The following is a 24,483-nucleotide window of genomic DNA, read 5'->3' as shown; positions in this document are numbered from 1 at the left end:
ATTTTAAAAGGTGGTTTTTCTATGCTTGGGGAAAGGGGACAATGTCCCTGTTCCTATTTTACTGTAATCATCCGCTTCACTACTGTCGTGTTTTGGGATTTATCAGTAACAGTGTACGTTATTGTATAGGAACCTTTTTTCTTTGGATTAACCGTTCCTGTAACTTTTATCTGACTGGTTAAACTGCCATCTAAATTGTCTTTTGCGGTTACCCCTGTTTTCGGATTGAAGGAAGATTTGTAACGAATGGTTATATTTTTAGCCCCAGAAATGACTGGTTTTGTACTATCAATCGTGATTTTTCTCGTAACAGTGATAACGTTCTTTGAATTATCAGTGACCGTGTACTTTAATGTATAAGTACCCTTTTTCTTTGTATTAACGGTGCCGCTGACTGTTATTTTACTAGTCAAATTACCGTCAATATTATCGCTCGCCGTTACACTTGCTCTTGGATTAAATGAAGAATTTAGTCTAATTGTTTTGTTGGTGGCACCTAAAATGACAGGTTTCACATTATCATAAACAGTTACTCTTCTTTTAACTGTAGTCACATTAATAGACCTGTCAGCTACATTGTAAATTAAATCGTACGTGCCTAATTTCGTCGTATTAACCATACCCGTCACATGAATAGCACTTGTGATATCACCATCTACATTATCTAATGCTTTCACACCTGTTAAAGCATTAAAAGTGGATTTGATCGGAATAGATTTGCTTGTGGCACCTGTAATGACAGGTTTCACCGTATCCTTTATTATATAAGCTGAAGAAACATATCCTCTCATCTTATGGTCTTCGGTTAAAACAGGGTACCAAACAAATTGATTTGTAGAGTCATAAGTAAATTCTCCGTCAATGATCAATGCTGTATTTTTAGGTAAGGTTTTGAGAATTGAAGTACCTGGTGCTTCTCGCAATTTAACACCGTCCGCCGTCGTTACCACACGGTTTCCAACTTTAAAAAAATAAGCGGAGTTGTGTACTTGATCAGTTAGTGTGTATTCCAACCTATTAAACTTAATGCTTTCAGTGCTATCACGATCATATTGAAAATCAGATGTGCTAAATGGGTATTGTGCTAGTTTTGTATCATCTAAATAACTTTGAGCTTCTAATTTAGCAAAAACTTGTTCTTGATAAGCATCCTTATTTCTTTCACCGGTCTCTTGTTTAAGCGGACTGTTCACAGGTTTTGTCCCGTTGTATGCGAAAACAGGGAAATACCAATTTTCAATCACCTGGCGTCCTGCCCCTTTGATTTTCGGCAAATCCGTTCGTGTATACATACTGCTAAGGACTCTTACACCGGCCTCGATATTATAGACGATATCGTTTTTCAACTTCTCCTCGTAGTATTCATCTTGATTGGTAAGCTGCATGAGACCGATACCACCATCTGGAGAAACAACAGGTTCACCCGCATCATCAAACTGCTCCCAGTTCCCATTTTCCTGTGTAGCCACGGCTTTTACTACTTCGGGAGGTATGTCCGCTTCTACTGCTGCATTCGTAAGTAAGCAGTTCATTTGCTGAAAAGTCGGGTTGACGTTCGGTTTAATCCCACCGCATTTGGCGGATAAATCTGACTCTGCAGAAGCGTTCACATTGAACAAACTAATAGTTAAACAGGTTAATATTCCTACTTTGAATAAGGGGATCTTCACGAAACAAAACTCCAGTCTATGAATATCTTTGTCTAGTATTATCATAACATGGTGACTAGTAATTTTGAATGGACGCCGCTGTCAAGATTTGTTATTTTTAGAACGATGACCTCGGAATATAGAATATGAAGAAAACAGAACAGTATGAGGGTTTGCTGTTTTCTTTTTTAAAGGAAGTGTATCTGATGACTTCAGGTTATAAACCCGCCGTGCATTTTAATCATGTCAATTATTCACTTGATGGAATCCATATTTTAAAAAATATTACGGGATCTTTCCCCGAAGGTTGTATTACCACTTTAGTGGGGCCTTCAGGAGCAGGGAAAACGACTTTGCTCAAATTATGTAATGGGTTGCTATCACCTGGTGCGGGAGAAATTCAAATCAAAGGTAACATTATCTGCAGCTATGAACCCGTGGAATTACGCAGGCTTGTGGGGATTGCACTTCAAAGTGCGCCAATGATTAATGGCAGTGTTCTAAAAAATCTTGCCTTACCATTAGTATTGCAAGGGAAACAACTAGCTGAAAAAGATGCAAAAAATTTATTGCATGATGTGGGGTTAGAGGAGGAATGTTTGCTTCGACCTATCAAGGATTTATCAGGAGGACAACGTCAAAAAGTATCGATAGCAAGGACACTTGTTAACCATCCACAGATATTATTGCTTGATGAAATCACTTCTTCACTTGATCGTGTATCACAGCTGGAAATCGAAGAACTCATTGTAAAAATTAATCAAAAATACGGGACCACTATCATCTGGATTACCCATAATTTACAGCAGGCAATGACGATTGGACACTACACTTGGGTCATGATGAATGGTGAAGTGATTGAAACAGGAAAAAGCAGCTTACTGCGCTCTCCTGTTAATGAGAAAGTGCAACTTTTTGTAAAGGGGGATATGGAATGAGTTATCTCCACTTAACTATTGCCCTTATTTTCGTTTTCCTTCCAATTATTTTATCCAAAACGCTTAATCTGGGACTGGAAAGAGACACCATCATATCTGTGATACGTTCCATCATTCAATTATTGGCGGTTGGGTATATTTTGAAGTTTGTATTTGATTCCGAACATATGATGTATATTTTCCTGATGGTGACAATCATGATTGCCGCAGCGACACAAAGTGCACGAAAAAAAGGCGTTTCTATAAAAGGGATCACATGGAAATTGATCGTCACATTATTAGTAATTGAAGTGCTGACACAAAGTATTTTATTAGGATTCAAGATCACACCTGCCACGGCCCAATACATTATCCCAATTAGCGGAATGGTCATCGGAAATTCGATGGTGCTCGCTATTCTCTTCCTCAACAGATTCACAGCAGAAGTAGAGGCGCATCAAGATGAGGCGGAACTCATCCTGTCACTCGGCGGAACACCTAAACAAGCCATACACACACAGCTCATCACTTCTATAAAAGCAAGCATGATTCCGACCATTGAGAGTCAGAAAACAATCGGCCTCGTCCAGTTGCCGGGAATGATGAGTGGCCAAATCATCGCAGGAGCCAACCCAATGCAAGCAGTCCAATTTCAATTGCTCATTCTCTTTCTCTTGTTAACAACCGCTGCAGTCACAAGCGCCATGCTCGGATATTTATCCTACCCAAGCCTTTTCAACCATCGCATGCAGTTACTAAGGGGGAAATAGTGCAAAAGGTGTCAGGCACCACGAAAAGACATTTGTCCATTTGTGGTGCCTGACACCAATAACTATATATTCCTCTTATTTTTGGTACTTATCTAACTTAGAGGTTACGGTGCTGGGCTTTCTCTCCTGAGGTTTGGCTTTTAGGGTTGATGCCCAAGCTATTTTTGATTCATATTTCTGGGTATGTTCCTTTTTGACTAGGTTCTGTAACCGATCTTTGTTTTTTTCTAGGGATTCCTCAAGGGCATGCATACGCCGTGAAGGAAAGGCGAGTCCCGCCAAAATAGTCGTTACCGTTGGATCTGATTCCGAGAAGTAGGTCCCTTCGAATAATTCGAGTGGTTCTCCAATTCGTTCAAAAATGGATGGAACATTAATTAGTTTAGCCATTTTTTCTGGGCCTTCGTAGATTAAGCCCGAGCGGATTACACCGGTTGACTCCACCGGACAGAATACGGAGGTAGCCCAAGATTGTTGTATTTTACTAGTAACATCTGAGGTTGTTTTTGCATCGGTAATTTGAGCAGAAGATATAATCGTTACTCCTCTTGTTCCCAAAATATTCATCAGATCAGTTTCGTCAAAGTTTCCGTAAAACGAGCTCTTTTTCGTTACTTGCAACACACTCTTAATGGCTTCCATGACTTGCTGATTAGAAGAAAGGTAGATTTGATGTTTACTGGATTGTGGGTTTAACTTTCTCATTTGATCATTATCAACTAGGAACACCGATGAAAGCGAGTTTATCTTGGAAAGCTCTTCAATACACTCTGTAGCATTGATGCGGTTACCTGTTAATACATTTCGATCAGGAACAATTGCAATGGCACCTATGTTAACGCCGGATAGATGTTCCAATAACAGATCGATCAATAACGGGCTCATCCCTGATCCAGTACCACCATCGGTTGAGAAGGCCACTAATAAAAGTTTAATTTTCTTAAAGGAATTCTTTACAAAGTCGACAATCTCTCGGTAGTTATCGTTAACCGCTTTTAAACCGATGGATCGATCCTGCCCAGCACCATTGTAACCAGGAACAAAATACTTCCTTTCCACTTTTGTGTTCACTATGCCATCGCGTTTGTTCGTATTGATAAGTGCGGTTTGAAACCCCATTGATGAAGCAACTTCCGCTAAATTACCGCCTGCTTGCCCGACTCCTAAAATCCCAATTGATTCCATCAGATCGCCTCCTTCATTACTAAAATGATACTCATGTTTTTCGAAAATAGACTTTTTCATTTAAAAAATGCCTAAAAATAGTAGTTGTAAAATGAATAAACCAACTGTGACTTAACAATCGCTACATATTAAAAATGGTGTCAGGCACCATGAAAGGACATTTGTCCATCTGTGGTGCCTGACACCAGGAACCACTCGCTGGCGAGGTGTAATTTTATACTAAATTTAAGCGGCTAAGGTGTTGAAACGTAGTAAATAGCAGTAATCTTTACGAAAACATCCTAACAGAACATGTAAAACGAACTTGCTAGGTTAAAATAACCACTTAAATCTCGAGGAAGAAACATTAGATGAACCTATAAATTACAACTACATTAAATAATGGGGTAAGAATGCTTTGGTTCGGTATTGACGACCGGACGCACATATTTATTATTCTCGTCTTCTACTCCCGTATTAAATTCTTTACTTTTTCTCTGGCACCACTACGCCAACCTTTCACGGCTGATAAGGATACCTTTTCTAGTTCGGCAATTTCCTTTACCGATAGGCGATCACGGATGGTATACAGGAGCCATTTCTTTTGATTCGGTGTCAGTGTTTCGCAGTAGGATAATAGAATTTCCTCCTGTAAAGGGTCATCCGAATAGGGATCTGCTGCCAGGTCCCAGAATTGCTCATCAGGGTGAACATTTCGTTCTTGGTCTTGGTGTAATTTTTTCAATTCCATCAGAAGATAGCCTTTTATATAGGTGTAGGCATAGTTGGTGAAGCTCCCTTTTTGGGGCTCAAAGCGCTGGCTGGCTTCCCAAAGGGCGATGAGACTGTGCTGATAGAATTCCTCATGGTGTTTGTAAAGGTGGAGCGAGTGCATGATTTTATGGAGCATGGGCTGGTACTGGTCGACTAACTGTTCAAAGCTTTCCAAGGGAAAGTCCTTTCAGAAAGCGCGCTTTTCATGTATTCCCGGGTACCTCTACCATAGCGGGAATGCTCGATCGTATCGAACGGACAATATTCACTTTTGGAAGGGATTTTGGGCTAATTGAGGTGATTTTTGCTAGCAAATTTGATTTTTGGAGGCGTTTTTTGGAGTTTCAGTCGATTTTGGGGTGAATTACGGATGCTTACTACATAATTATTGGAATTTACTACATAATCCCGTACACTTATTACATAGTTTACGAAACTTACAACATTTGCTGGATAATTATTGGAAATTACTTAAAAAAAGAAAGCTCAGTCCGAAACAACCCTAACTTCTGGCAACCAAATTACAAAAAGACAAAAAAAATTTCACACAGATACAAAATGTGACAAAGTTCACACTTTATATCTAGTAGAATAGTAGTAAAATTTGAGAATTGATACTATAATTTATATTTATGATGCAAAACCAAAAGCTTCAAGTCGAAAGACGTCGAAAGCTCGATTGTTAGGTATGCGGGGGGAATTTTAATGGAAAATGCAGTGAAAGAATCAGTGGAAGAAGTTGGAGAACGGCGGGCGAAATCTTTTAAATGGTATACGAACTGGAAATTTATCACAACGGGTATAATCATTATTATAGCGCTCATATTTGGGGCAATCAGCTATTATCAGGCAAACCACTTTAATGCAAATATCAAGATTAATGGCGTAAACGTCAATGGACTGACTGCTGATGAGGCACTTAACAAATTAAACACAGCTGTTTTAAAAAACGTCGTCTATGTCGGGCAACAACAAATTTTTGATGGACAAGATACGAAGATGGGTTTTACAGATCAGGATCTAGCAGGTGTTGAAAAATTATTAAACAGCCAGCGAACGTATTTTCCTTCTTCAAAGGCAAAAGAATTTTCATTAATGCCTAGCCAACCCGATCAGTATCGCAGCCAAGAGATGAAGAAACAAGTGGAAGAAAAGCTACTTTCAATGAATAAGAGTTTAACAGCGCCTAAAGATGCGAAGGCCAGTTTGGAACAAGGTAAAGTTGTCGTCTCGAAAAGTAATGATGGACAACAGCTTGATTTTGCCAGTCTATTAGAGGACTACGAAAAGCAGGAATATACGAGTGAAATCCGTTTGAACCCTGTATACATCCAGCCAATCAAAGAAGACAGTCCGATTGTAAAAAATGAACAGAAAAGGCTAGAGGAACTCCTTCTGCAAACCGTTGATTATAAGGTACAGGATAAAGTTTTTTCGTTAAAAGGCAGCGAATTAATAAAAAATGCCTCTGTGACAAAAGACTTGAAGGTCACGATTGACCCAAGTGATATTAACGAGAAAATTGCTGAAATTAATAGTTCTAAATCCACATTAGATAAAGATTTCACATTTAAGACCCATTCAGGTGCAGTCAAAACCGTAAAAGGAAAAGGCTATGGCTGGGCATTAGATGTGGAAAAAGAAACAACACAAATTAAGAAAGCTTTTGAAAAAGGCGAGAAATCGATCGATGCTGCTAATATTATCGGACATGGCTGGAGTGGGGAAGGCTATGGTTATGAAACGACATCAAACAATGGCATCGGTGATACATATGCTGAAGTTTCGATTGCACAACAGCGGATTTGGATTTACAAAAATGGTAAATTAGTCGTCACATCGAATGTTGTGACCGGGAAACACAGCACCGGTAATGATACAAAAAAAGGAGTGTGGTATATTCTCTATAAACGCACACCTTACACACTAACGGGCCGAGAACTCGGAGGAAAACCAGGTTATTCAGTAAAAGTTGATTATTGGGCTCCTTTTACGAATGATGGACAAGGATTCCACGATGCCGGCTTTCGGTCAAACTGGTCAAGTAATGCCTATCTTAATGCAGGATCACATGGCTGCGTCAATACACCGCCAAATGTTATGAAAGCCGTTTATAATAACCTAAGCACACACGATCCGGTGGTCATCTATTAAACAATCGATTAGAGTCAGGAAATCGTCAATGATTTCCTGATTTTTTATTTGGAGTCACTTTTTTGCACTTCATCAAGAAAAAGACAAAAAGCGATCATCCATCCTGACTGCCTATTAAGAAATCCAAATCTAAATATATCTTTCAAAACTGAGGTACTATAGAGATAGGTTCAAAATTCATAAATAAGCGAGGCAGAAAAAAGATGGAGTTAAATAAAGACTGTATGTATTGCATGAAGGATGAAAGACGAGACAATCTTATGATTGAAATCTGTGAGTTGGAGGTTTCAACAGTCTTTCTTTTTAAAGAACAGACGTATACTGGCAGATGTAATGTAGTTTATAAGGATCATGTTAAAGAACTATTTCAGCTCAGTCATGATGAATTAGCGGCTTTTATGAACGATGTAAAAAAGGTAGCTGCAGCGGTCGATCAGGCTTTCCAACCAAACAAGATTAATTATGGAGCGTATGGTGATACATTACATCATCTACATATGCATATTGTGCCTAAGTATGAAGGAAAAGAAAATTGGGGGTCCACTTTCGAGATGAACCCAGGAAAAACATACTTAACAGAAGAAGAATATCAGAAAATGATCGAAACAATAAAAGGAGCTCTGTAACATCTATTGAAATTGTTTTTTCAAATTTGATGTGTTTTAAGGTGATTTAGGCTTGGTTCCGAAAAAAACTTCCGGGCCGTAAGGGGGAGAGGTGTGAGTATAGCGCACTCCTCTTTTGTGTGCCTTAAAAAGGTGGCTTAAGGATAACAAAAAAGATGGGATCATCCCGCTTTGTTTCTTACTGATTAATACTTATTCCCCACGTGACCTCATCTAGCAGTCTCTTTAATAATTCTTTTACATCAATATCCTTCGCTTTGGCTATGATTGATTCTCGATCATCGTTCAAGTATTCTTTATCCCCATTGGTATCAACGATTTCTAGCATCATCTCTGAAGGGATAATGATAAGTGGTGTATATCCTTCTCTTTTTCCCTCTATTAATCAACCTAAATAGGTGATACAGAAATTTGTATCACCTTTAATTATGGCTTCTTTAAAACCGCTTTATTTATGATAAGGTTCCCCCGTAACAAGGCTATCGCAAAATTTTTATCCAAGTTATTTTAGCTCCTTAAAATTGGAACGGTATATGAATAAATCAAATACTAGTATCATATGCTTTTTCCGTGTTGCTTAATAGATTTCCGAAGAATTATCCCGTGGTTAGCAAAATGGGAAGCCGCAAGCATTATCGTTCCTGTCGTAGGAATCAATTTTGAACCATGCAAACTTGTTCTTTCCTCTCCATATCATTCTTTTCTTCTCAAGTAAATGTTTCTCAGGTTACTAGATCTTAGGGGGGATTCACATTGGAAAAAACCTATTTACTTCTCATTTCAATTATCATTTTTCTGGGATTTTTCTTTTTATCCTCCAATACCGATAAAGCGTTCGCACATTCCGGAAGCTACGGCTTTGCTAAAATCGCGGCGGACGGTGATACGATAAAAATTACCCTCCTGATTGATTCATTATCCATCTCCGAATTCCCGGGTGTGGATGCCAATCATGACGAGATAATCGATCAAGATGAATTGAAAAACGCCTACGACGAGGTGGTACGTCCCTACATTGAAAAAGGCTTGGCAGTAAAAAATAACGGCCGCGTTTTGTCAATGAACCATGAACTTCAATCGGTCCCCCAACTATCGATGATTCAAATCGATTTATTTTTTAAGGATTCTTCCAAAATCGGGACAGTGTCAATTCTTTATAATTTGTTTTTTGGCCGCTCCGAAAACAAACATACGAATGTTGCCACATTTAAAACGTTAGACGGAAAATCGTTCGAATATATATTTTCTAAAGATAAAAAGGAGTGGACAGGAACGTTTGGTGAAGCCCCGGGATTTTTTGACACGGCTTTTCAGTTTATATGGCTTGGAATCGAACATATATTAACTGGGTACGACCATATGTTGTTTTTGCTAGCCCTTTTTTTGGTAAAAATGAAGTTTCGAAGTATGGCGGCCGTCGTCACCTCCTTTACTATTGCACACAGCATCACACTCATTCTAGCAGCTTTGGACGTCGTGTCCCTGCCTTCCCGGATTGTAGAAGCGACGATCGCCCTCACCATCGTTTACGTGGCGCTGGAAAATCTTTGGTTACGGGATTTTCAGCACCGCTGGGCGTTAACGTTTGCCTTTGGATTGATACACGGATTTGGTTTTGCCGGAGTGCTGCAGGAAATCGGGTTGCCTAAAAACCACGAACTCACTGCGCTGTTTACCTTCAACCTTGGAGTAGAATTGGGTCAATTGCTCATCTTGGTCTGTCTCTACCCTCTGATTCGAAAAGTGGAAAATTTCCGCGGGTGGCCAAGAGCTGTACAAACCGGTTCCGTCCTGGTGGGATTTGCCGGATTGTATTGGTTTGTGACGCGTGTTTTTACCTGAAATTTTTCCACTTATAAATTAACTTAAAATTTATGGGAATGTTATCTAAATTTAACAATTTCTCCTTATCCTAAAGTAGTTATCCACTAAAGGATTGGGAGGGGAGAACTGAGTGAGGGCAACTTTGAATTGGGACGCAGTGAAAAAAGCAATTCCTGCTATTGTTCTTACGACCACAATATCTGCGGGCTTTGTTTTGGCCAACGGAAATTCTGAATCGCCAGGCATACCCAAAAACACCGAGAATGATAAGAACCGTTTCATTCAAGTACAATTACTCGGTCTTAACGATTTGCATGGACAATTGGACAGGACCCGTAAATTTAACGGAAGGTATATGGGCAAAGTCGAATATCTAGCAGCCTATTTGAAGCAAAGGAAAGGGGAGAACAAAAACACTCTTTTGGTCCATGCAGGTGACATGGTGGGTGGCAGCGCACCCGTATCTTCGCTTTTGCAAGAGGAACCTACGATTGAAGTGTTGAACAAAATAGGCTTTCATTTGGGAACGTTAGGGAATCATGAATTCGATCGGGGTGTGAAAGAAATGATGCGCCTGATCCACGGTGGAACCAACCCGAAGGACGGCTACTTTGAAGGTGCTCAATTCCCTTATGTATGTGCCAACGTTATTGACGAAAAGACGGGTAAACCAATTCTCCCTCCCTATGAAATTAAAACGTTTAATGGCATACCGATCGGATTTATTGGAGTTGTATTGAGCGATACGCCCAAGATTGTGAATGCGAGTTTATTAGTGGACGTAAAATTCACAGATGAAGTGAAAGCCATTAATAAAGCAGTGGCAGAACTCAAAAAACGAGGCGTTAAAGCTATCGTCGTTCTTGCACACAATGGTGGCAGTCAGTCCGCCCTGACTGGTGCTGCTGCCGGAGACATCATTGATATCGCCAAAAAGGTGGACGATGAAGTAGACGTGATGTTTGGCGGTCATACTCACACGTATCTTAACGCCAAAGTGGACGGAAAGCTGCTTGTTGAAGCTTATTCTTACGGAACAGCTTTCTCCGACGTCGACTTGGAGCTTGATCCGGCAACTAAAGAGATTGTGACCAAAAAAGCTGAAATTGTAAACGTCTATCAGGACGCCATCAAACCGGACGAGGAAATTAAGAAAATGATGAAAAAGTACGAGGCCAAGGTCGCGCCCATTGTAAGTAAAGTCGTTGGAACGGCTGCAAATGACATTACCGGCACTAGGAACAAAAACGGTGAATCCGCTTTAGGAAATCTGATTGCCGATTCCCAACGAAAAGACATGAACTCTGACTTTGCTTTTATGAACCCTGCTGGAATCCGGGCCGATATCCAAGCTGGGGAGGTCAATTGGGGAGAGCTGTTCACCATTCTACCGTTTAAAAATAATCTAGTTAAAGTGACTTTGACCGGCGACCAAATTCGCCGAGTCTTGAATCAGCAATGGCAGCCGAAGGGAATCGTGCGTATGCTGCAAATTTCCGGACTGAAATACACCTGGAGCGGACCTAAAGGTACGAAAAGAAAGGTCCTTGATATCTTCCGTGCTGACGGGACCCCTATTAACCCTGATTCCAAATATACAGTTACGGTTACCAGTTACCTGGCTAATGGCGGTGACGATTTCACCGTTTTCCTTGAAGGGACCGACAAAGTGGACGGTCCGGTTGACATCGATGTCTTTGAAAATTATGTGAAGCAGCTGAAGCAGCCATTTACTTCTTTGATCGAAGGACGGGTCACGAAAATTAATTAACCCCATGTTAGGAGACCAGCTTGCTTTCTCAACCGCTAGAAGCAGAAAATGAAATTCCCTGGAAGGGATTTATGTTAAACGACAAAAATATGATTCTATTACAATTGCACCGTTCAGATTTATGGGGAACGGTGTTTTCCCTTTGATATAAATTATTTTATACTTTAGAAAGTTTGTCCATACCATTGTTCCTCTAAAACATAAAATAATTATTAAGAGTTTCTTACTATCTTTCATAAAAAAAATCTATGATAAGCCCATGGGGTATAACCATTATAATGTTACATTTCTTATTACTCATCTGTTCTGTCTTTGATTATGGGCACTTCCAGGATATTTACTAGCTAGGAAAGTAATGAAAACTCATTCATCATCTACTACTTTTATCATTATTTTAATAAATTTGATTGTTTTGATAGATAGAACTCTTAACAATTTTCTATAAAATTTTATTAAAGGAGAGGAATAATCTTGGCCAATGGATGTAATCAAAATCCTATAGGAACTTGTTCGGAAGCAGAAGGAATTGGCACAATCGCCAATGGGTCAGCCTCCCATGCGGAAGGAATTAATACAAGAGCTGTGGGAAATGCTTCCCACACAGAAGGTTATATTACCGAAACGGCAGCTGATACGGCACACGCAGAAGGGACAACTACCACAGCCAGAGGAGTGGCTTCCCATGCAGAAGGATACTCCACGATGGCCGGTGGAGCACATGCTCATGCAGAGGGAAACCATACAATCGCTAGTGCTCAGGACTCTCACAGTGAGGGACGGTTCACAACAGCCAGTAATTTAGCTGCCCATGCAGAGGGAAATTTGACGACCGCATCGGGCATTGCTTCCCATGCAGAGGGAGAAAATTCTGTCGCTAGCGGACTCGTTTCTCATGCGGAAGGTCAAGGTACGATGGCACAAGGAGAATCTTCGCATGCGGAAGGCGACCAGACGGCAGCAAACGGAAGGGCGTCTCACGCGGAAGGAAACTTGACAGTGGCTGGTGGCATTTTTGCCCATGCAGAGGGGCAACGCTCCGTAGCTTCCGGGGATCTTTCCCATGCACAAGGAAATCAGACGCAGGCACTCGGCCAAAACTCTCATGCAGAAGGCGCTCTTAACATTGCGAGCGGCTTCACTTCGCACGCGGAGGGAGTGAACACGGTGGCTTCCGGATTTTTCTCCCATACGGAGGGGCAATCGACGGATGCGAACTTTTTGGAAGGCGTTCATATCATGGGGAAATTCGGTGCGGCAAACGAACTGCCGTATTCGTGGTACCTGGCTAATGGTTCGGATGCTTCGACTCCGGGTTTGGCCGCTAAAATATTAAGCGACGGTAACGTCAAAATTGACGGGGCCGTCTCTACCCCGGCAGCAGATTATGCGGAAATGTTCGAAACGACAGATGGGAATCCGATCGATTTCGGCTACTTCGTCACGTTAGAAGAGAATAAAGTGCGCATATCAAATGGCCAAGACGATTATATACTAGGTATCACAAGTGCAAGGCCTGCTTTCTTGGCCAATAGCGGAGAGATGCGATGGAAGCACAAGTACTTGACTACTGAATGGGGAGAAATTTTGTACGAAGACATCCCAATTCCTGCGGTTTTTGACGCTGACGGTAATGTCATCGTGCCGCAACGGACAGAACACAGGCCGGTCTTGAACCCTAAATGGGACTCAACTAAGGAATATATTCCAAGGTCCGAAAGACCGGAATGGGTGGCGGTTGGTCTAATGGGACAACTTCTAGTTCGGGATGATGGCACATGTAGGGTGAATAGTTATTGCAAACCAAACAATGAAGGGATTGCAACAGCCTCAGACCAAGGTTATAGAGTCATGAAACGTACAAGTCAAAATCAAGTCTTGGTTGTCGTTCCTCAGCTTTATAGAAATCCTAATAACAACACAGTTGATTATCTAGTAAAACTAGCAAAATTAAAAGAACAGGGCTACCTTACTGAAGAGGAATTTCAGATTGAAAAGAAAAAGCTATTAAAACAAAAAGGTAATTAAATTGAATCTACATGATATTAAAAGATCTTATGATGTAATAGTCAGTTCATGATTTTCCTATACTTCCAAAACAAAACCTTGTTAAATTTTACCATATAAAAATTCTTTATTTGTAACTATAACTATATTGCATTTTATTTATTTCCATTATTGCATTATCATAGGTTTGAGGAAATGAATAAAAACTTCTTTAAATCCTAAAGTGCGGATTTCATCATGCTAAATCATCCTTGAGGTTAAACATAGCTTATGTATACAAATTTTAGACGTTTGTCGGTAGGACAGAAATGATTTATAAAACCTAGGAGGAATTTTTATGTGGATTATCACTCGTTATTTAGATTCTAATATTTCCATGTTTGAATATGAAACAGAAGAAGCAGCAAGAAAGGCTCTCAAAAACATGAAGGGCTGTAAAATTCTTTCTGAAGTTGTATACTTCAATGATCCTTGTTTCCAGCAGGAAGCAGCTTAAGATATTTGCGTACTAATGAAGAATAGTTCCAGTTGCAGTGATGGGCGGCATATGTATCCTGTTGTTTGGTATGATCGCGGCAATGGGGATCCGTCACCTCATTGAGGAAAAAGTGGGTCTGGCTAATATGAAAAATTTGGTCATCGTCGCAATCCATCTTCATCATCGGAGTTGGATATGCTCATAATGGTATCGCCTACGCCACCATTGCTGGATTGCTAATCCATTGGCTCGTATCTAATTTTACGACAAAGAACGAACGTTAAATTGAAAAGGCCATTCCAAACACTTGCAGCGGAATGGCTTTTTATATGTAAGTCAAATACACGGTCAAAGGAAAAAACCTTCATTTACTTATGATACGGTTCACCGCACCTCATATACCAGCGGTTTTTTCTTTAAAAGAGACTGACTCAATAGGTCGTTGAATGACGACTTTTTTGAGTCAGTTTTTATTTTCATTCAATTTTTCGGTCTTATATGGAAACTTGTCCCTTGTGATAGGGAGCCCCCTCTATTCCTCTATTCTTTTGCTATCTTTTGTAAGTGGATTCCCACTTCATTAAATTATGGGTAACACAATCACTTTCTACCTATTCTGGGATTTATAATTTTTATTTACATTCTTTAAATAAGCGAAAACCTCTTGTTCTATATCGTCTCTTTGCAAAGCAAAGTCAATGGTTGCTTTAATAAATCCAATTTTGTCTCCAATATCATAGCGTTTCCCCTCAAATTTAAAGGCTAAAACTGCCTGTTTTTTATTCAGCACATTAATTGCATCTGTCAGTTGCAATTCATCGCCTTGTCCGACTGGAATCATGGCTAAAATATCAAAAATTTCAGGTGTAAACACATATCGACCTACAATCCCATATCTTGAAGGGGCTTCTTCTAAACTTGGTTTTTCTACTAAAGATTCAATATGGAAGAAATTCGCTTCGTTTATCGGCCATTTTGGCTTAATAATTCCATATTTACTAACGTCGTTATCATGAACGGGCTGAACCGCTACAACTGGGCTGTTGTAATACTCGAATACATTGATTAATTGCTTCAGGCAAGGCGTTTCTGACATAACGATGTCATCTCCTAGCAAAACAGCAAAAGGTTCATCGCCAATAACGTTTTTCGCACATAGAATAGCATTTCCTAGCCCTTTTAGTTCTTTTTGACGGACATAAACGATGTTTACCAGATTAGATATTTTCTGAACATCCTTTAATATTTTTAGCTTATTTTTCTTCAATAATATATCTTCGAGTTCATAGGATATATCAAAGTGGTCCTCAATTGACCTTTTTCCTCTACCGGTAATAATGATAATTTCCTCAATCCCCGAAGCCACCGCTTCTTCAACTATATATTGAATGGTTGGTTTATCGACAATCGGCAGCATTTCCTTTGGCTGGGCTTTTGTTGCTGGCAAAAAACGAGTTCCGAAGCCAGCCGCTGGAATAATGGCCTTACGGATTTTCATTTGATGACTCCCTTTCAAATTCCTTAATCTTTTATATGCAAAGAGATAGCTAACGGTCAAAATAGTAACCTATTAATATCCCTTGTTAAGATCTATATTCAATTATCTAAATTGGACTTTCCCTGCTTCAATATAAAATTTCCATAATCTATAATCATGATTTCACCTGTCTTAGATAATGCCATATTATTACTATTCATATCTTTAGGGTCGATTTCATACATTAGAAATTTGTTTTTCAATTTGGATAAATTTTCATAATATTCTTCATCTTTAGTAATTTTCGATACCATTTTTTCCATTATAATCCAACCTTGTCCAAATTCTATCACAGGGCAAAGGTACTTTCGTAAATAAGGAGGACAATTTAAATATATTTTATTTTCATTTTCATTACTTGTAACCCCATGTTCAGAAATGGCTACTTTTAATACATATCCATTTTGAAGGTCATAGACAATTCGATGTTGACCTTTTCCAATTATTTCGTATTTTAACTGTAAGTGGCTTTTAGCATTTTTAACTTTCTTTTTTTGATCTATATCTTTATACTGATTCATTTTTGAAATCCATTGATTAATAGATTGTATCTCACTATCAGACAAAATTAGAATCTTCACTCTCCCCCTTCTTTATCTTCAAAGTTTTTAATATTACAGTTTATTCAAAAGAGAGTAATCTTGTCTGGGTATTTTTTAAAGATTCAGAAGGCAGTTGAACCTTCATTTCAACAGCCTTCGTGATTGAAGTAAACTATAAATACTCTAATTGCTCCATGTTCTTTTTACATATATCGTTGATCATTTTAATGGCATCGTTATTAATACTTTTTTGTTGATTAGTGCCAGAAATTTTGTTAGATAAAACATAATCTATTTCTTCATCAGTCAATTGTCCTAACTCAGAGATCAATTTTATGGTTGACGGCTCTTTTTCCACTAGTTTTTCATATTGAATTAAATGGGTACTCGTATCCGTTTGTGCAAATTCAAGATAAAAGGAGACATTTTTGTTCCATTGTTCCGCAAAATGATCGGCTGACCTGTAATCTTCCCAATCTTTTGGATAGCTTTCCCAACTATGAATGGGATTACGGATAAGAAGGATAATTTGTGCATCAGGATAACATTTACGAAATAAATTCAATTCATCACGACCGTACCGAACTTCTTTAAAACCTACAATATCGTGTCCCTCATTATTCTCCTGATAAAGACTATTAAGAAATGTTTTTACTGATCGTAAAATCGCTTCTTCGATATATTTGGGAGATGGCACCATAGTTGCGACCCAAATATTTGGATTCTCACCGTTCCCAAAAAATTCCTCTCGTGTTTCTCCCCATTTGTTTGACGCACCGAGGATATTTTTATAAATATGACAAAAGTCAGTTAAGCAACCTCTATGCTCCCCCCAAATTAAAGTGTTCCTTCTAGCATTGAAGATTCTCTGCAAAAGAGTTGAACCTGACCTTAGCGATGCAGCAGAGATAACAAGGTCAATCCCCCCATTTCCAGATTCTCCACTTTGTGCCCGCATGAATAATCACTCCTCTTACCTGCCTCTAATTTGGATTTTGTCATATTTTATGTAAAGAAAAATAAAATGTTCAGTTCCTCGAACAGCCAAAATACTAATGTACTCTCTTCTTTCCGCGTCTGTCCATTTCGTCTGCTTATTTACATCATATAAATAAAAAAACGCAACCTTTAACTATAATTATGGCAATTTAAATAGCAACAAACAGTTTTTAATAAACGAGGTTAATTGTCACTCAAAGCCAAGGTAAGCCAATTTAAATTTTTTGAATTTTTATAATCAATTGTTGATACCATGAAAGGATGACTGGTGTATTAAATGGACATTGAGGTTAGTATTATCATCCCGTCCTATAACCGTTACCCCCTTAATCTTTTTAACCTTTTAGCACTGGAAAATCAGACATTTAATTTATCCAAAATGGAGGTCATTTTTATTGATGATGCGTCTGTGGACAATACATCACTTTTAAAAGACTATCATCCGCCCTTCCTTTTTAAATACATTCAAAACCAATCCAACATGGGCCTATCCCGCACTAGAAATATAGGATCTAAAATTGCTAAGGGGAACATTATTTTCTTTTTAGATGCCGAAATTATTGTCCATCCTGATTTTGTAAGTAATCATTACCGACATCATATTACAAAAGATCAGATCGTTGTCCTAGGGAGACATAATACAAAACTTTATTCTTATTTGTTTCCTGAATTTAGCTCATCACAAATTAATGATATTTACGAATTAGGAAAAAATAGATCGTTAGTAGAAGAACGGCTGTGTGAAAGGTTAAAACAGAACATAAATGACATAGAACTTCTAGCCTTCATAAAAAAGTTAAAAGAACCTATTCAGTTGACCTCTAAAGAAGATATTATGAATTGGTCATCCTTAGAGTCATTTTCTTTATCAAAAACCTATACTGATAAGGTTTTCGAGCAATTGGCGGAAAATTTCGATGACAGACATTTATCCTGGATGGCATGTTTTGGTTCAAACCTATCGATAAAAAAAGATCTATTTCACATGGTTGGCGGTTATGATGAAGATTTTAGAGGATGGGGACACGAGGATATCGAATTTTCTTACCGGCTTTATAAAAACGGTACCGAATTTATCGTTGATCCTAACTTAACCCCTTATCACCAAGAACATCCGATAACCGTTGACAAACAGCTGGAAGGATTAAAGAATATGGTCCTGTTACAACAAAAACATCCAGTTATCGACGTATGTATTAAATCTTTGGAATTAATTGGAGAATATGATTTTGGGTTTATCGATAGGGTCCTTCGGGAAAATAAATCTCTCAACGATAATTTTCCTGGTCGGTTTGAAGATTTTAAAAGTTCAATCGTCTTTCTGCTACAGCAAATTCCTAACTTAAAAATACAGAAAAAACCGGTTTGCAACCTTTTGCAAAGTTCTGGAATAGGGAACGATCTAAAAAGAAAAAAACGGATATTTTCAGAACGAAATGAGATAGAAGCTTACAAAAACTATATGAATTTAGTTAAATTATTCGACCTTCTAACCGTTACATCCTCTCATACACAATCATAGAAGAAACATTCTAGAGTAACAATGAAATCTCAAAAGCGTGCCGTATGATGATTAAATTCTAGAAAGGAGATTTAACCTATGTGCATTGACGTGAGTGTCATTATTCCTTCTTATAACCGCTACCCACTAAACCTTCTTACCCTTCATTCCTTAGAAAATCAAACATTTGATTTATCGAAAATGGAGGTCATTCTGATAGACGATGCCTCTACTGACGAAACACCTTTGTTGCAGGAGTACTCTGCGCCATACCATTTTCACTACATTAGAAATCAAGAAAATTTAGGCCGTTCCATAACTAGAAATATAGGAATCAAAGCAGCCAGTGGGAAAATCCTTATTTTTTTGGACGCCGAAGTAATTGTGGATTCTCAATTTATATATAACCATGTTCAAAGGCACCTATCAAATGAACCTTTAGTCATTATTCCAGGCAATATTAATTTAACCTACTCCTGGTTACTGCCTAATTTTAGTGATAATCAATTAAAAAATTTTTACTCACTCGCTCAAAAAACACCCTTGGTCAAAAATCGGGTTAGCGAAGAAATTGGCCTTGAAAAATGCAAGTGGGAAAATTTTTTACCCATGATAAGAAAATTAAACCGACCTATACAACTTCTTTTTAAACAAGATATCAGCTCTTTTTCAAACATAATGTTATCCTCCAAGCCGAAAAAATTTCAACAAGATATTTTTAATATGTTTGATGACAGTTTTCGGTTACCATGGATTTCCTGCACCACTTTAAACCATTCCGTCACAAAGAAGTTGGTTGAATCAGTGGGCGGGTTCGATGAAAGTTTTAAAGGCTATGGATTGGAAGACTATGAATATGGCTATAGGCTTTATAAATCTGGCGTAAAATTTACTTATGATCCGAATATTAACGTCTATCACCAGGAACATCCCAGTGCCAGTATTCTTAATGAAATAGAGGCGACAAAGAATTTAATCATCTTTCAGCAGAAACATCCCAGCATCGATGTCTATCTTTTTTCTCTAAGAAAAATCGGTATCAAAGACTATAAAGACTTGGATATCATCCTGGCGGAATATGAAGCTATTTCTCAAAACTACCCTGATAGATTTGAACATATTAAGAAAGCAATTCAAGCAATGTTAAAACAAATCCCTTTATTAAAAGTGGAGGGTAAACCAATCACAGACCTTTTAAAAAACTCAGGCGTTGAATTAGATGACAATTTTAAAAGCCGTTTATTATTTGAGCGTAACGAATTGGATTCTTACGGATTTGAAAATGCAACAAAATTGTTTGACCTATTATTTAATCTCTAAATCAAGAGTTCTTTCGAAAGGTGACTAATATGGAGTTTGAAGTTAGCGTTATCATCCTGTCCTATAACCGTTATCCTCTAAATCTTTTTACTCTTTATGCACTGGAAAATCAGTCATTTGATTTATCTAAAATGGAAGTCATTTTCATTGACGATGCATCCTCGGACAATACTTCTCTTTTAAAAGAATATCATCCTCCCTACTCTTTTAAATACGTTCGAAATGAATCCAATTTGGGCATAGCTGGCACAAGAAATAAAGGCTATAAAATGGCGCAAGGAAAAATTATTCTCTTCTTGGACGCAGAAATTATTATGCATCCCGATTATATAAGAAATCATCACAGTCATCACATGACAAATGAGCAGGTGGTTGTGATAGGAAAACAGTCCGAAAAGCTTTATAGTTTCCTTTTTCCTAAATTTAACTCAGGTCAAATCAATGATATTTATTATTTAGCAAAAAATAGACAATTAGTAGAAGAACGATTGGGTAAAGTGCTTCAGCAAAAAATAAATAAGTCTAATCTTCAAGATTTGATAAAAAATCTAAAAGAACCTATACAGCTGCTATCAGAAACAGAAATAAAGAACTCCACATACTTAAAATCATTTTCTGTATCTAAAATATATCTCCATGAAATTTTCGAGCAGTGGGAGGAAAATTTCAATAACAGCCCGTTAGCTTGGATGGCTTGTGTCGGTTCGAACTTTTCAATAAAAAGAGATTTAATAGGCATCGTTGGCGGTTATGATGAGAGTTTTAGAGGATGGGGCCACGAAGATATTGAATTTTCTTACCGCCTCTATAAAGCCGGTACAAAATTTGTGTTTGATCCGAACTTAATCCGATATCACCAAGAACATCCAATCCCTGTTGAAAAACGGAAGGAAGGGAGAAAGAATATGATCTTGTTGCAACAAAAGCATCCGGTTATTGAAGTATGCATAAAATCTTTGGAATCAATCCATAAAACAGATTTTGCGTTTATGAACAAGATACTACAGGAATATAAGTCGCTCAACAGTGAGTTTCCCGGTCGGTTTGAAGATTTTAAGAGTTCAATTGTCTTAATGTTACAGCAGATCCAAATCTTGAAATCCCAGGAAAAACAGGTCTCGAACCTTCTACAAAGTTCCAGCAATGACGATGATTCAGGAAGGAAAGAAATTATATTTTCGGAACGAAATGTGATAGAAGCTTACGGAAACTATGGGAATTTGGTCAATTTATTTGACCTGCTAACCACTAAATAAAGAGGAGATAATTAATGAAAAATAATCTGGTCAAAAGAAAGAAAGTACTTGTTTTAGGCCATGACAACAGATCATTTCTATGTGTTATCCGTTCCTTAGGCAGGGCACAAATTGAAGTGCATGTGGCATGGCATAGAAATGTAGAAGCCATTTATTCAAAATATGTTCATAAAATACATGATATCCCTCCATTCAAAGTGGGTGAAAAAGATTGGTTAGATGCAATGGTTAATGTGCTCAAGGAGGAAATGTTTGATCTTGTGATTCCATGTCATGATTCTTCAATAATCCCCCTTCAAAAATATCAATACGATTTGCAGAAATATGCAGAGATATATACGATTAATGACAAAGCATATAGTGTATTATTCAACAAGATTAATACTAATCAATTGGCTAGAGAATTAGGAATCAACTTGCCTCGTGAATTAATAGTAACTAATTTGGAAGAGATTGATAAGATTCTTGCAAATTTTGATTTTCCTATAGTTATTAAGCCTGTAAATTCCTGTACAGAGCAAAATCTTTTTTCCAAACACTTCGTAAAGAAGGCATATACGGAAAAAGATTTACACAATTATTTACAAGAAAGTCTAAAAGCAGGACCTGTCATCATCCAAGAAAATTTTATAGGTTATGGAGTAGGTATTGATTTACTTTTAAAAGATGGACAGCCATTGATGACATTTCAGCATATCAGAGTACATGAACCACTCCATGGGGGTGGAAGTTCATATCGAAAAAGTTCGGTAGTTCATCCTGAACTGTTAGAGGCTTCATTAAAAATTATGAAAGAACTTAACTATTCAGGCGTAGCAATGGTTGAATTTCTATACAATCCAAAAACAAATGATTGGATATTCGTTGAAGTGAATGCGCGTTTCTGGGGTTCCCTTCCTTTGGCTGTAGCAGCTGGAGCAAATTTCCCATTGGCTCTTTTTAATATGATGGTAGATGGAGAACTAAAATTCCCACAAACCTATCGTAAGGAAATTTATTGCAGGAATATTAAGAGGGATCTAAGCTGGCAAGTCGAGAACCTTCGAGCTGATCATCTAGACCCTACTTTGGCTACACGTCCAATATTAAAAATCATAAAGGAAACGTTATTCAATCTATTTTCCTTACGTGAAAGATACGACGAGATAACAATGGACGATCCAAAACCAGGTATTATTGAAGTTAAAAACATGATTCGTGAAATGTGGTTAAGGTAGAGTTTACACAAAAAAATAAGGAAGTGATTCATATGGAAGATTTCAAAGCTATTGAAAGGACTTTTGGATTACGTTTCTCACATTCATCCAAAGGATTTTTTCAACAATTCCGTATTCCTAGGCTCTGTTGCTTTGGTATTTACAGTTATCTCAATATTCACTTTATCTGTTGAGAAGATGACTTTAATCGGAAATGAAAGCGTTAAAAAGGCGGCTTAAAGCTATGAGTAAAACTTCGAGCAGGCATTCTAAGATAACCAAGAGGAGCGGATTCCAAGGGTAATGAAAGTACAAAGAAGTGTTCGTACTTGGGGTGGATTGATTGGTTGTATGGATATAAAAACCTCTAGCGAAAATTTGATTGGGTGTTTAGGAGGGATGCCATCCTGGTTGGGGATGGTGTCCCTTTTTTTGGGGGATTGTAGTGCCAGTCATAGAGGAAAGAATTCGGATGGGGAAATTACTACATAATTAAGGTCACTTACTACATAATCATTGAGACTTACGACAAGATAGCGGCCACTTACTACATATTTTACGGAACTTACGACATTTGCTGGAACATAATTAACATATCTGGAGCCATATGAAATGGCCCCAGACAAATGTCATGATGTTAACTCACATGTGTTGTAATCGACTCTTTTTTGGTATCGTTTTCATTAGAATATGCATGTCTAACAGGTATGATAGCTAGGGCCGCTGCTGCTATTAAACCAGGGATGGCAAAGGCAATGAAATTTAAGTGAATCGGTAACGAAACAGATAACAGGAATCCGCCTAAAAGTGGTCCGAGCATCCCGCCCATTCTTCCGATGCCAGAAGCCATCCCTAATGCTGTCGATCTCATATTTGGAGGATAGTATTGTGACACATAGGCCTGGACTATATTTTGGGCACCGATGGTCGCAGCACCTGCAATGGCTACTAAGAGATAGATCAAAAACGAACTTCCGCCAAATCCGAGCAATGTCAACGCCACTGCTCCTGATGCATACATCGGAATGAGCATTTTTTTGGAGCCGTATTTATCACAAAGTCGTCCAATGATAAGCGTTCCGATAATGGCACCGCCTTGAAGGGTAATGAGGAAGGTTAGGCTGGAATTAAGCCCATATCCTGCTTCAATCATCAACTTAGGAAGCCAAGTATTTAAACCGTAGACCATCAATAAACAACTGAAAAAGGCAATCCAAAACATAACTGTACTTAATGCTCTTTTTTCTTTAAATAATCCAAAAATAGGAACTTTTGTTTCTTGTAATTTTATTTCTACGATTTCATCATGTTTATTAAATTTTGATCCGGGGCTTACTTTCGTAAGTGCAGAGATCAACTTTTCCTTTTTGCCTGTCCGTATCAGGTAGCTTGCTGTTTCAGGTAGTTGCTTATACATAAAAGGCAACAGTAATAGAGGCAGACCTGCAACCCAAAAGATCGATTCCCATCCGAACTTTGGCATTAAAAAGATTCCTAATAACGGAGCAAGGATTCCCCCAATTGAATAGCCGCATAATACGATGGAAACTATCATACTTCTCATGTTTTTAGGGGCATAATCTGTCAATAATGCGATGACATTTGGCATGATTCCTCCCAGTCCTAATCCTGCTAAAAAGCGAAAGGTTGAGAAAACAGTGGGTGTTTCTGCAAAGCCGCATAAGAAGGTAAAGAAACTAAACAACACTAAGGTAATTGCGATTACGTTTTTTCTTCCAATCCGGTCTGCGAGTGTTCCGAAAAGGATGGCACCGAACATCATCCCAAATAATCCATAGGTTCCGATGGCTCCTGCTTCAACAGGGGAAAGGTTCCATTTCTCTATTAAAGTTGGGACGACGGTTCCATAGACGACTAGATCATACCCGTCGAACGATATGATGAAGAAGCTCCATAGTAGTAAGCCTAGATGAAAACGGTTAAATTTACTGTTAGCAATAATCTCTGTCGAATTAATTGTTGCCAAATATTCTCCCCCTT

At 38.3% G+C, this 24,483-nt stretch carries 20 protein-coding genes; 13 read left to right on the top strand and 7 right to left on the bottom strand.

All coding sequences use genetic code 11. The features are described from left to right. Positions 1-53 precede the first annotated feature (53 nt). Complete coding sequence (locus ACSU6B_RS24550) at positions 54-1,670, bottom strand: immunoglobulin-like domain-containing protein (RefSeq protein WP_410888927.1); 1,617 nt, start codon at positions 1,668-1,670, stop codon at positions 54-56. Between the two features lie 185 nt (positions 1,671-1,855). On the opposite strand from ACSU6B_RS24550, the gene ACSU6B_RS24545 reads away from it, so the two are divergent. Next, positions 1,856-2,587, top strand: a complete 732-nt coding sequence (locus ACSU6B_RS24545; RefSeq protein ID WP_410888941.1) for an ABC transporter ATP-binding protein — start codon at positions 1,856-1,858, stop codon at positions 2,585-2,587. Then, positions 2,584-3,336: an ABC transporter permease gene (locus ACSU6B_RS24540; RefSeq protein WP_410888925.1), complete on the top strand. Its 753-nt coding sequence runs from the start codon at positions 2,584-2,586 to the stop codon at positions 3,334-3,336. The genes ACSU6B_RS24545 and ACSU6B_RS24540 overlap by 4 nt, the downstream gene beginning before the upstream one ends. Positions 3,337-3,411: 75 nt before the next feature. Here ACSU6B_RS24540 and ACSU6B_RS24535 read toward each other — a convergent pair whose 3' ends face one another. Further along, complete coding sequence (locus tag ACSU6B_RS24535; protein ID WP_215003815.1) at positions 3,412-4,521, bottom strand: tubulin-like doman-containing protein; 1,110 nt, start codon at positions 4,519-4,521, stop codon at positions 3,412-3,414. 445 nt (positions 4,522-4,966) lie between these two features. Then, complete coding sequence (locus ACSU6B_RS24530) at positions 4,967-5,449, bottom strand: sigma-70 family RNA polymerase sigma factor (RefSeq protein ID WP_410888923.1); 483 nt, start codon at positions 5,447-5,449, stop codon at positions 4,967-4,969. 530 nt (positions 5,450-5,979) lie between these two features. Here ACSU6B_RS24530 and ACSU6B_RS24525 point away from each other — a divergent pair. The 7 genes from ACSU6B_RS24525 to ACSU6B_RS24495 all read left to right on the top strand — a co-directional run bounded on the left by ACSU6B_RS24525 (position 5,980) and on the right by ACSU6B_RS24495 (position 14,336). After that, positions 5,980-7,428 carry a L,D-transpeptidase family protein gene (locus ACSU6B_RS24525; RefSeq protein ID WP_410888921.1) on the top strand — a complete coding sequence of 483 codons (1,449 nt, stop codon included), beginning with the start codon at positions 5,980-5,982 and terminating at the stop codon, positions 7,426-7,428. A gap of 203 nt (positions 7,429-7,631) precedes the next feature. Continuing rightward, positions 7,632-8,054, top strand: coding sequence for an HIT family protein (locus ACSU6B_RS24520; RefSeq protein ID WP_410888920.1), 423 nt, complete (start codon positions 7,632-7,634; stop codon positions 8,052-8,054). A gap of 753 nt (positions 8,055-8,807) precedes the next feature. Next, entirely contained in the window at positions 8,808-9,896 is a 1,089-nt protein-coding gene (locus ACSU6B_RS24515) for a HupE/UreJ family protein (RefSeq protein ID WP_410888918.1), read from the top strand. Between the two features lie 112 nt (positions 9,897-10,008). Next, the gene (locus ACSU6B_RS24510) at positions 10,009-11,649 is read left to right on the top strand and encodes a bifunctional metallophosphatase/5'-nucleotidase (protein ID WP_410888915.1); all 1,641 of its coding nucleotides are present in this window, start codon (positions 10,009-10,011) and stop codon (positions 11,647-11,649) included. A gap of 471 nt (positions 11,650-12,120) precedes the next feature. Further along, positions 12,121-13,674 carry a peptidase G2 autoproteolytic cleavage domain-containing protein gene (locus tag ACSU6B_RS24505; RefSeq protein ID WP_410888913.1) on the top strand — a complete coding sequence of 518 codons (1,554 nt, stop codon included), beginning with the start codon at positions 12,121-12,123 and terminating at the stop codon, positions 13,672-13,674. A gap of 316 nt (positions 13,675-13,990) precedes the next feature. Then, on the top strand, positions 13,991-14,149 hold the full coding sequence (locus ACSU6B_RS24500; protein ID WP_410888912.1) for a hypothetical protein: 159 nt from the start codon (positions 13,991-13,993) through the stop codon (positions 14,147-14,149). 40 nt (positions 14,150-14,189) lie between these two features. Next, positions 14,190-14,336, top strand: a complete 147-nt coding sequence (locus ACSU6B_RS24495) for a hypothetical protein (RefSeq protein WP_410888911.1) — start codon at positions 14,190-14,192, stop codon at positions 14,334-14,336. A gap of 402 nt (positions 14,337-14,738) precedes the next feature. On the opposite strand, the gene galU is transcribed toward ACSU6B_RS24495, so the two are convergent. From galU to ACSU6B_RS24480, 3 genes are all read right to left on the bottom strand, one after another. Then, positions 14,739-15,629, bottom strand: a complete 891-nt coding sequence (galU, locus tag ACSU6B_RS24490; protein WP_410888910.1) for a UTP--glucose-1-phosphate uridylyltransferase GalU — start codon at positions 15,627-15,629, stop codon at positions 14,739-14,741. 98 nt (positions 15,630-15,727) lie between these two features. Next, the gene (locus tag ACSU6B_RS24485; RefSeq protein ID WP_410888909.1) at positions 15,728-16,249 is read right to left on the bottom strand and encodes a hypothetical protein; all 522 of its coding nucleotides are present in this window, start codon (positions 16,247-16,249) and stop codon (positions 15,728-15,730) included. 133 nt (positions 16,250-16,382) lie between these two features. After that, positions 16,383-17,168 (bottom strand): sulfotransferase, encoded by a 786-nt coding sequence (locus ACSU6B_RS24480; protein WP_410888907.1) that lies wholly within the window; start codon positions 17,166-17,168, stop codon positions 16,383-16,385. 318 nt (positions 17,169-17,486) lie between these two features. Here ACSU6B_RS24480 and ACSU6B_RS24475 point away from each other — a divergent pair, with 318 nt between their 5' ends. The 4 genes from ACSU6B_RS24475 (at position 17,487) to ACSU6B_RS24460 (ending at position 22,503) form a co-directional block, all read left to right on the top strand. After that, positions 17,487-18,731 carry a glycosyltransferase family 2 protein gene (locus ACSU6B_RS24475; protein ID WP_410888905.1) on the top strand — a complete coding sequence of 415 codons (1,245 nt, stop codon included), beginning with the start codon at positions 17,487-17,489 and terminating at the stop codon, positions 18,729-18,731. Between the two features lie 78 nt (positions 18,732-18,809). After that, positions 18,810-20,030 (top strand): glycosyltransferase family 2 protein, encoded by a 1,221-nt coding sequence (locus ACSU6B_RS24470; RefSeq protein WP_410888904.1) that lies wholly within the window; start codon positions 18,810-18,812, stop codon positions 20,028-20,030. A 29-nt stretch (positions 20,031-20,059) separates the two neighbouring features. Beyond that, on the top strand, positions 20,060-21,286 hold the full coding sequence (locus ACSU6B_RS24465) for a glycosyltransferase family 2 protein (protein ID WP_410888902.1): 1,227 nt from the start codon (positions 20,060-20,062) through the stop codon (positions 21,284-21,286). A gap of 14 nt (positions 21,287-21,300) precedes the next feature. Continuing rightward, positions 21,301-22,503: a carboxylate--amine ligase gene (locus ACSU6B_RS24460; RefSeq protein WP_410888900.1), complete on the top strand. Its 1,203-nt coding sequence runs from the start codon at positions 21,301-21,303 to the stop codon at positions 22,501-22,503. Positions 22,504-23,119: 616 nt separating this feature from the next. On the opposite strand, the gene ACSU6B_RS24455 is transcribed toward ACSU6B_RS24460, so the two are convergent. Next, positions 23,120-24,469, bottom strand: coding sequence for an MFS transporter (locus tag ACSU6B_RS24455; RefSeq protein ID WP_410888898.1), 1,350 nt, complete (start codon positions 24,467-24,469; stop codon positions 23,120-23,122). Between the last annotated feature and the right edge of the window lie 14 nt (positions 24,470-24,483).

The sequence above is a fragment of the Neobacillus sp. C211 genome (genome assembly GCF_051842875.1).
Classification (GTDB): domain Bacteria; phylum Bacillota; class Bacilli; order Bacillales; family Cytobacillaceae; genus Neobacillus.
The sequence above is the reverse complement of the archived record's forward strand: the minus strand, read 5'-3'. Positions and strand labels throughout refer to the sequence as shown.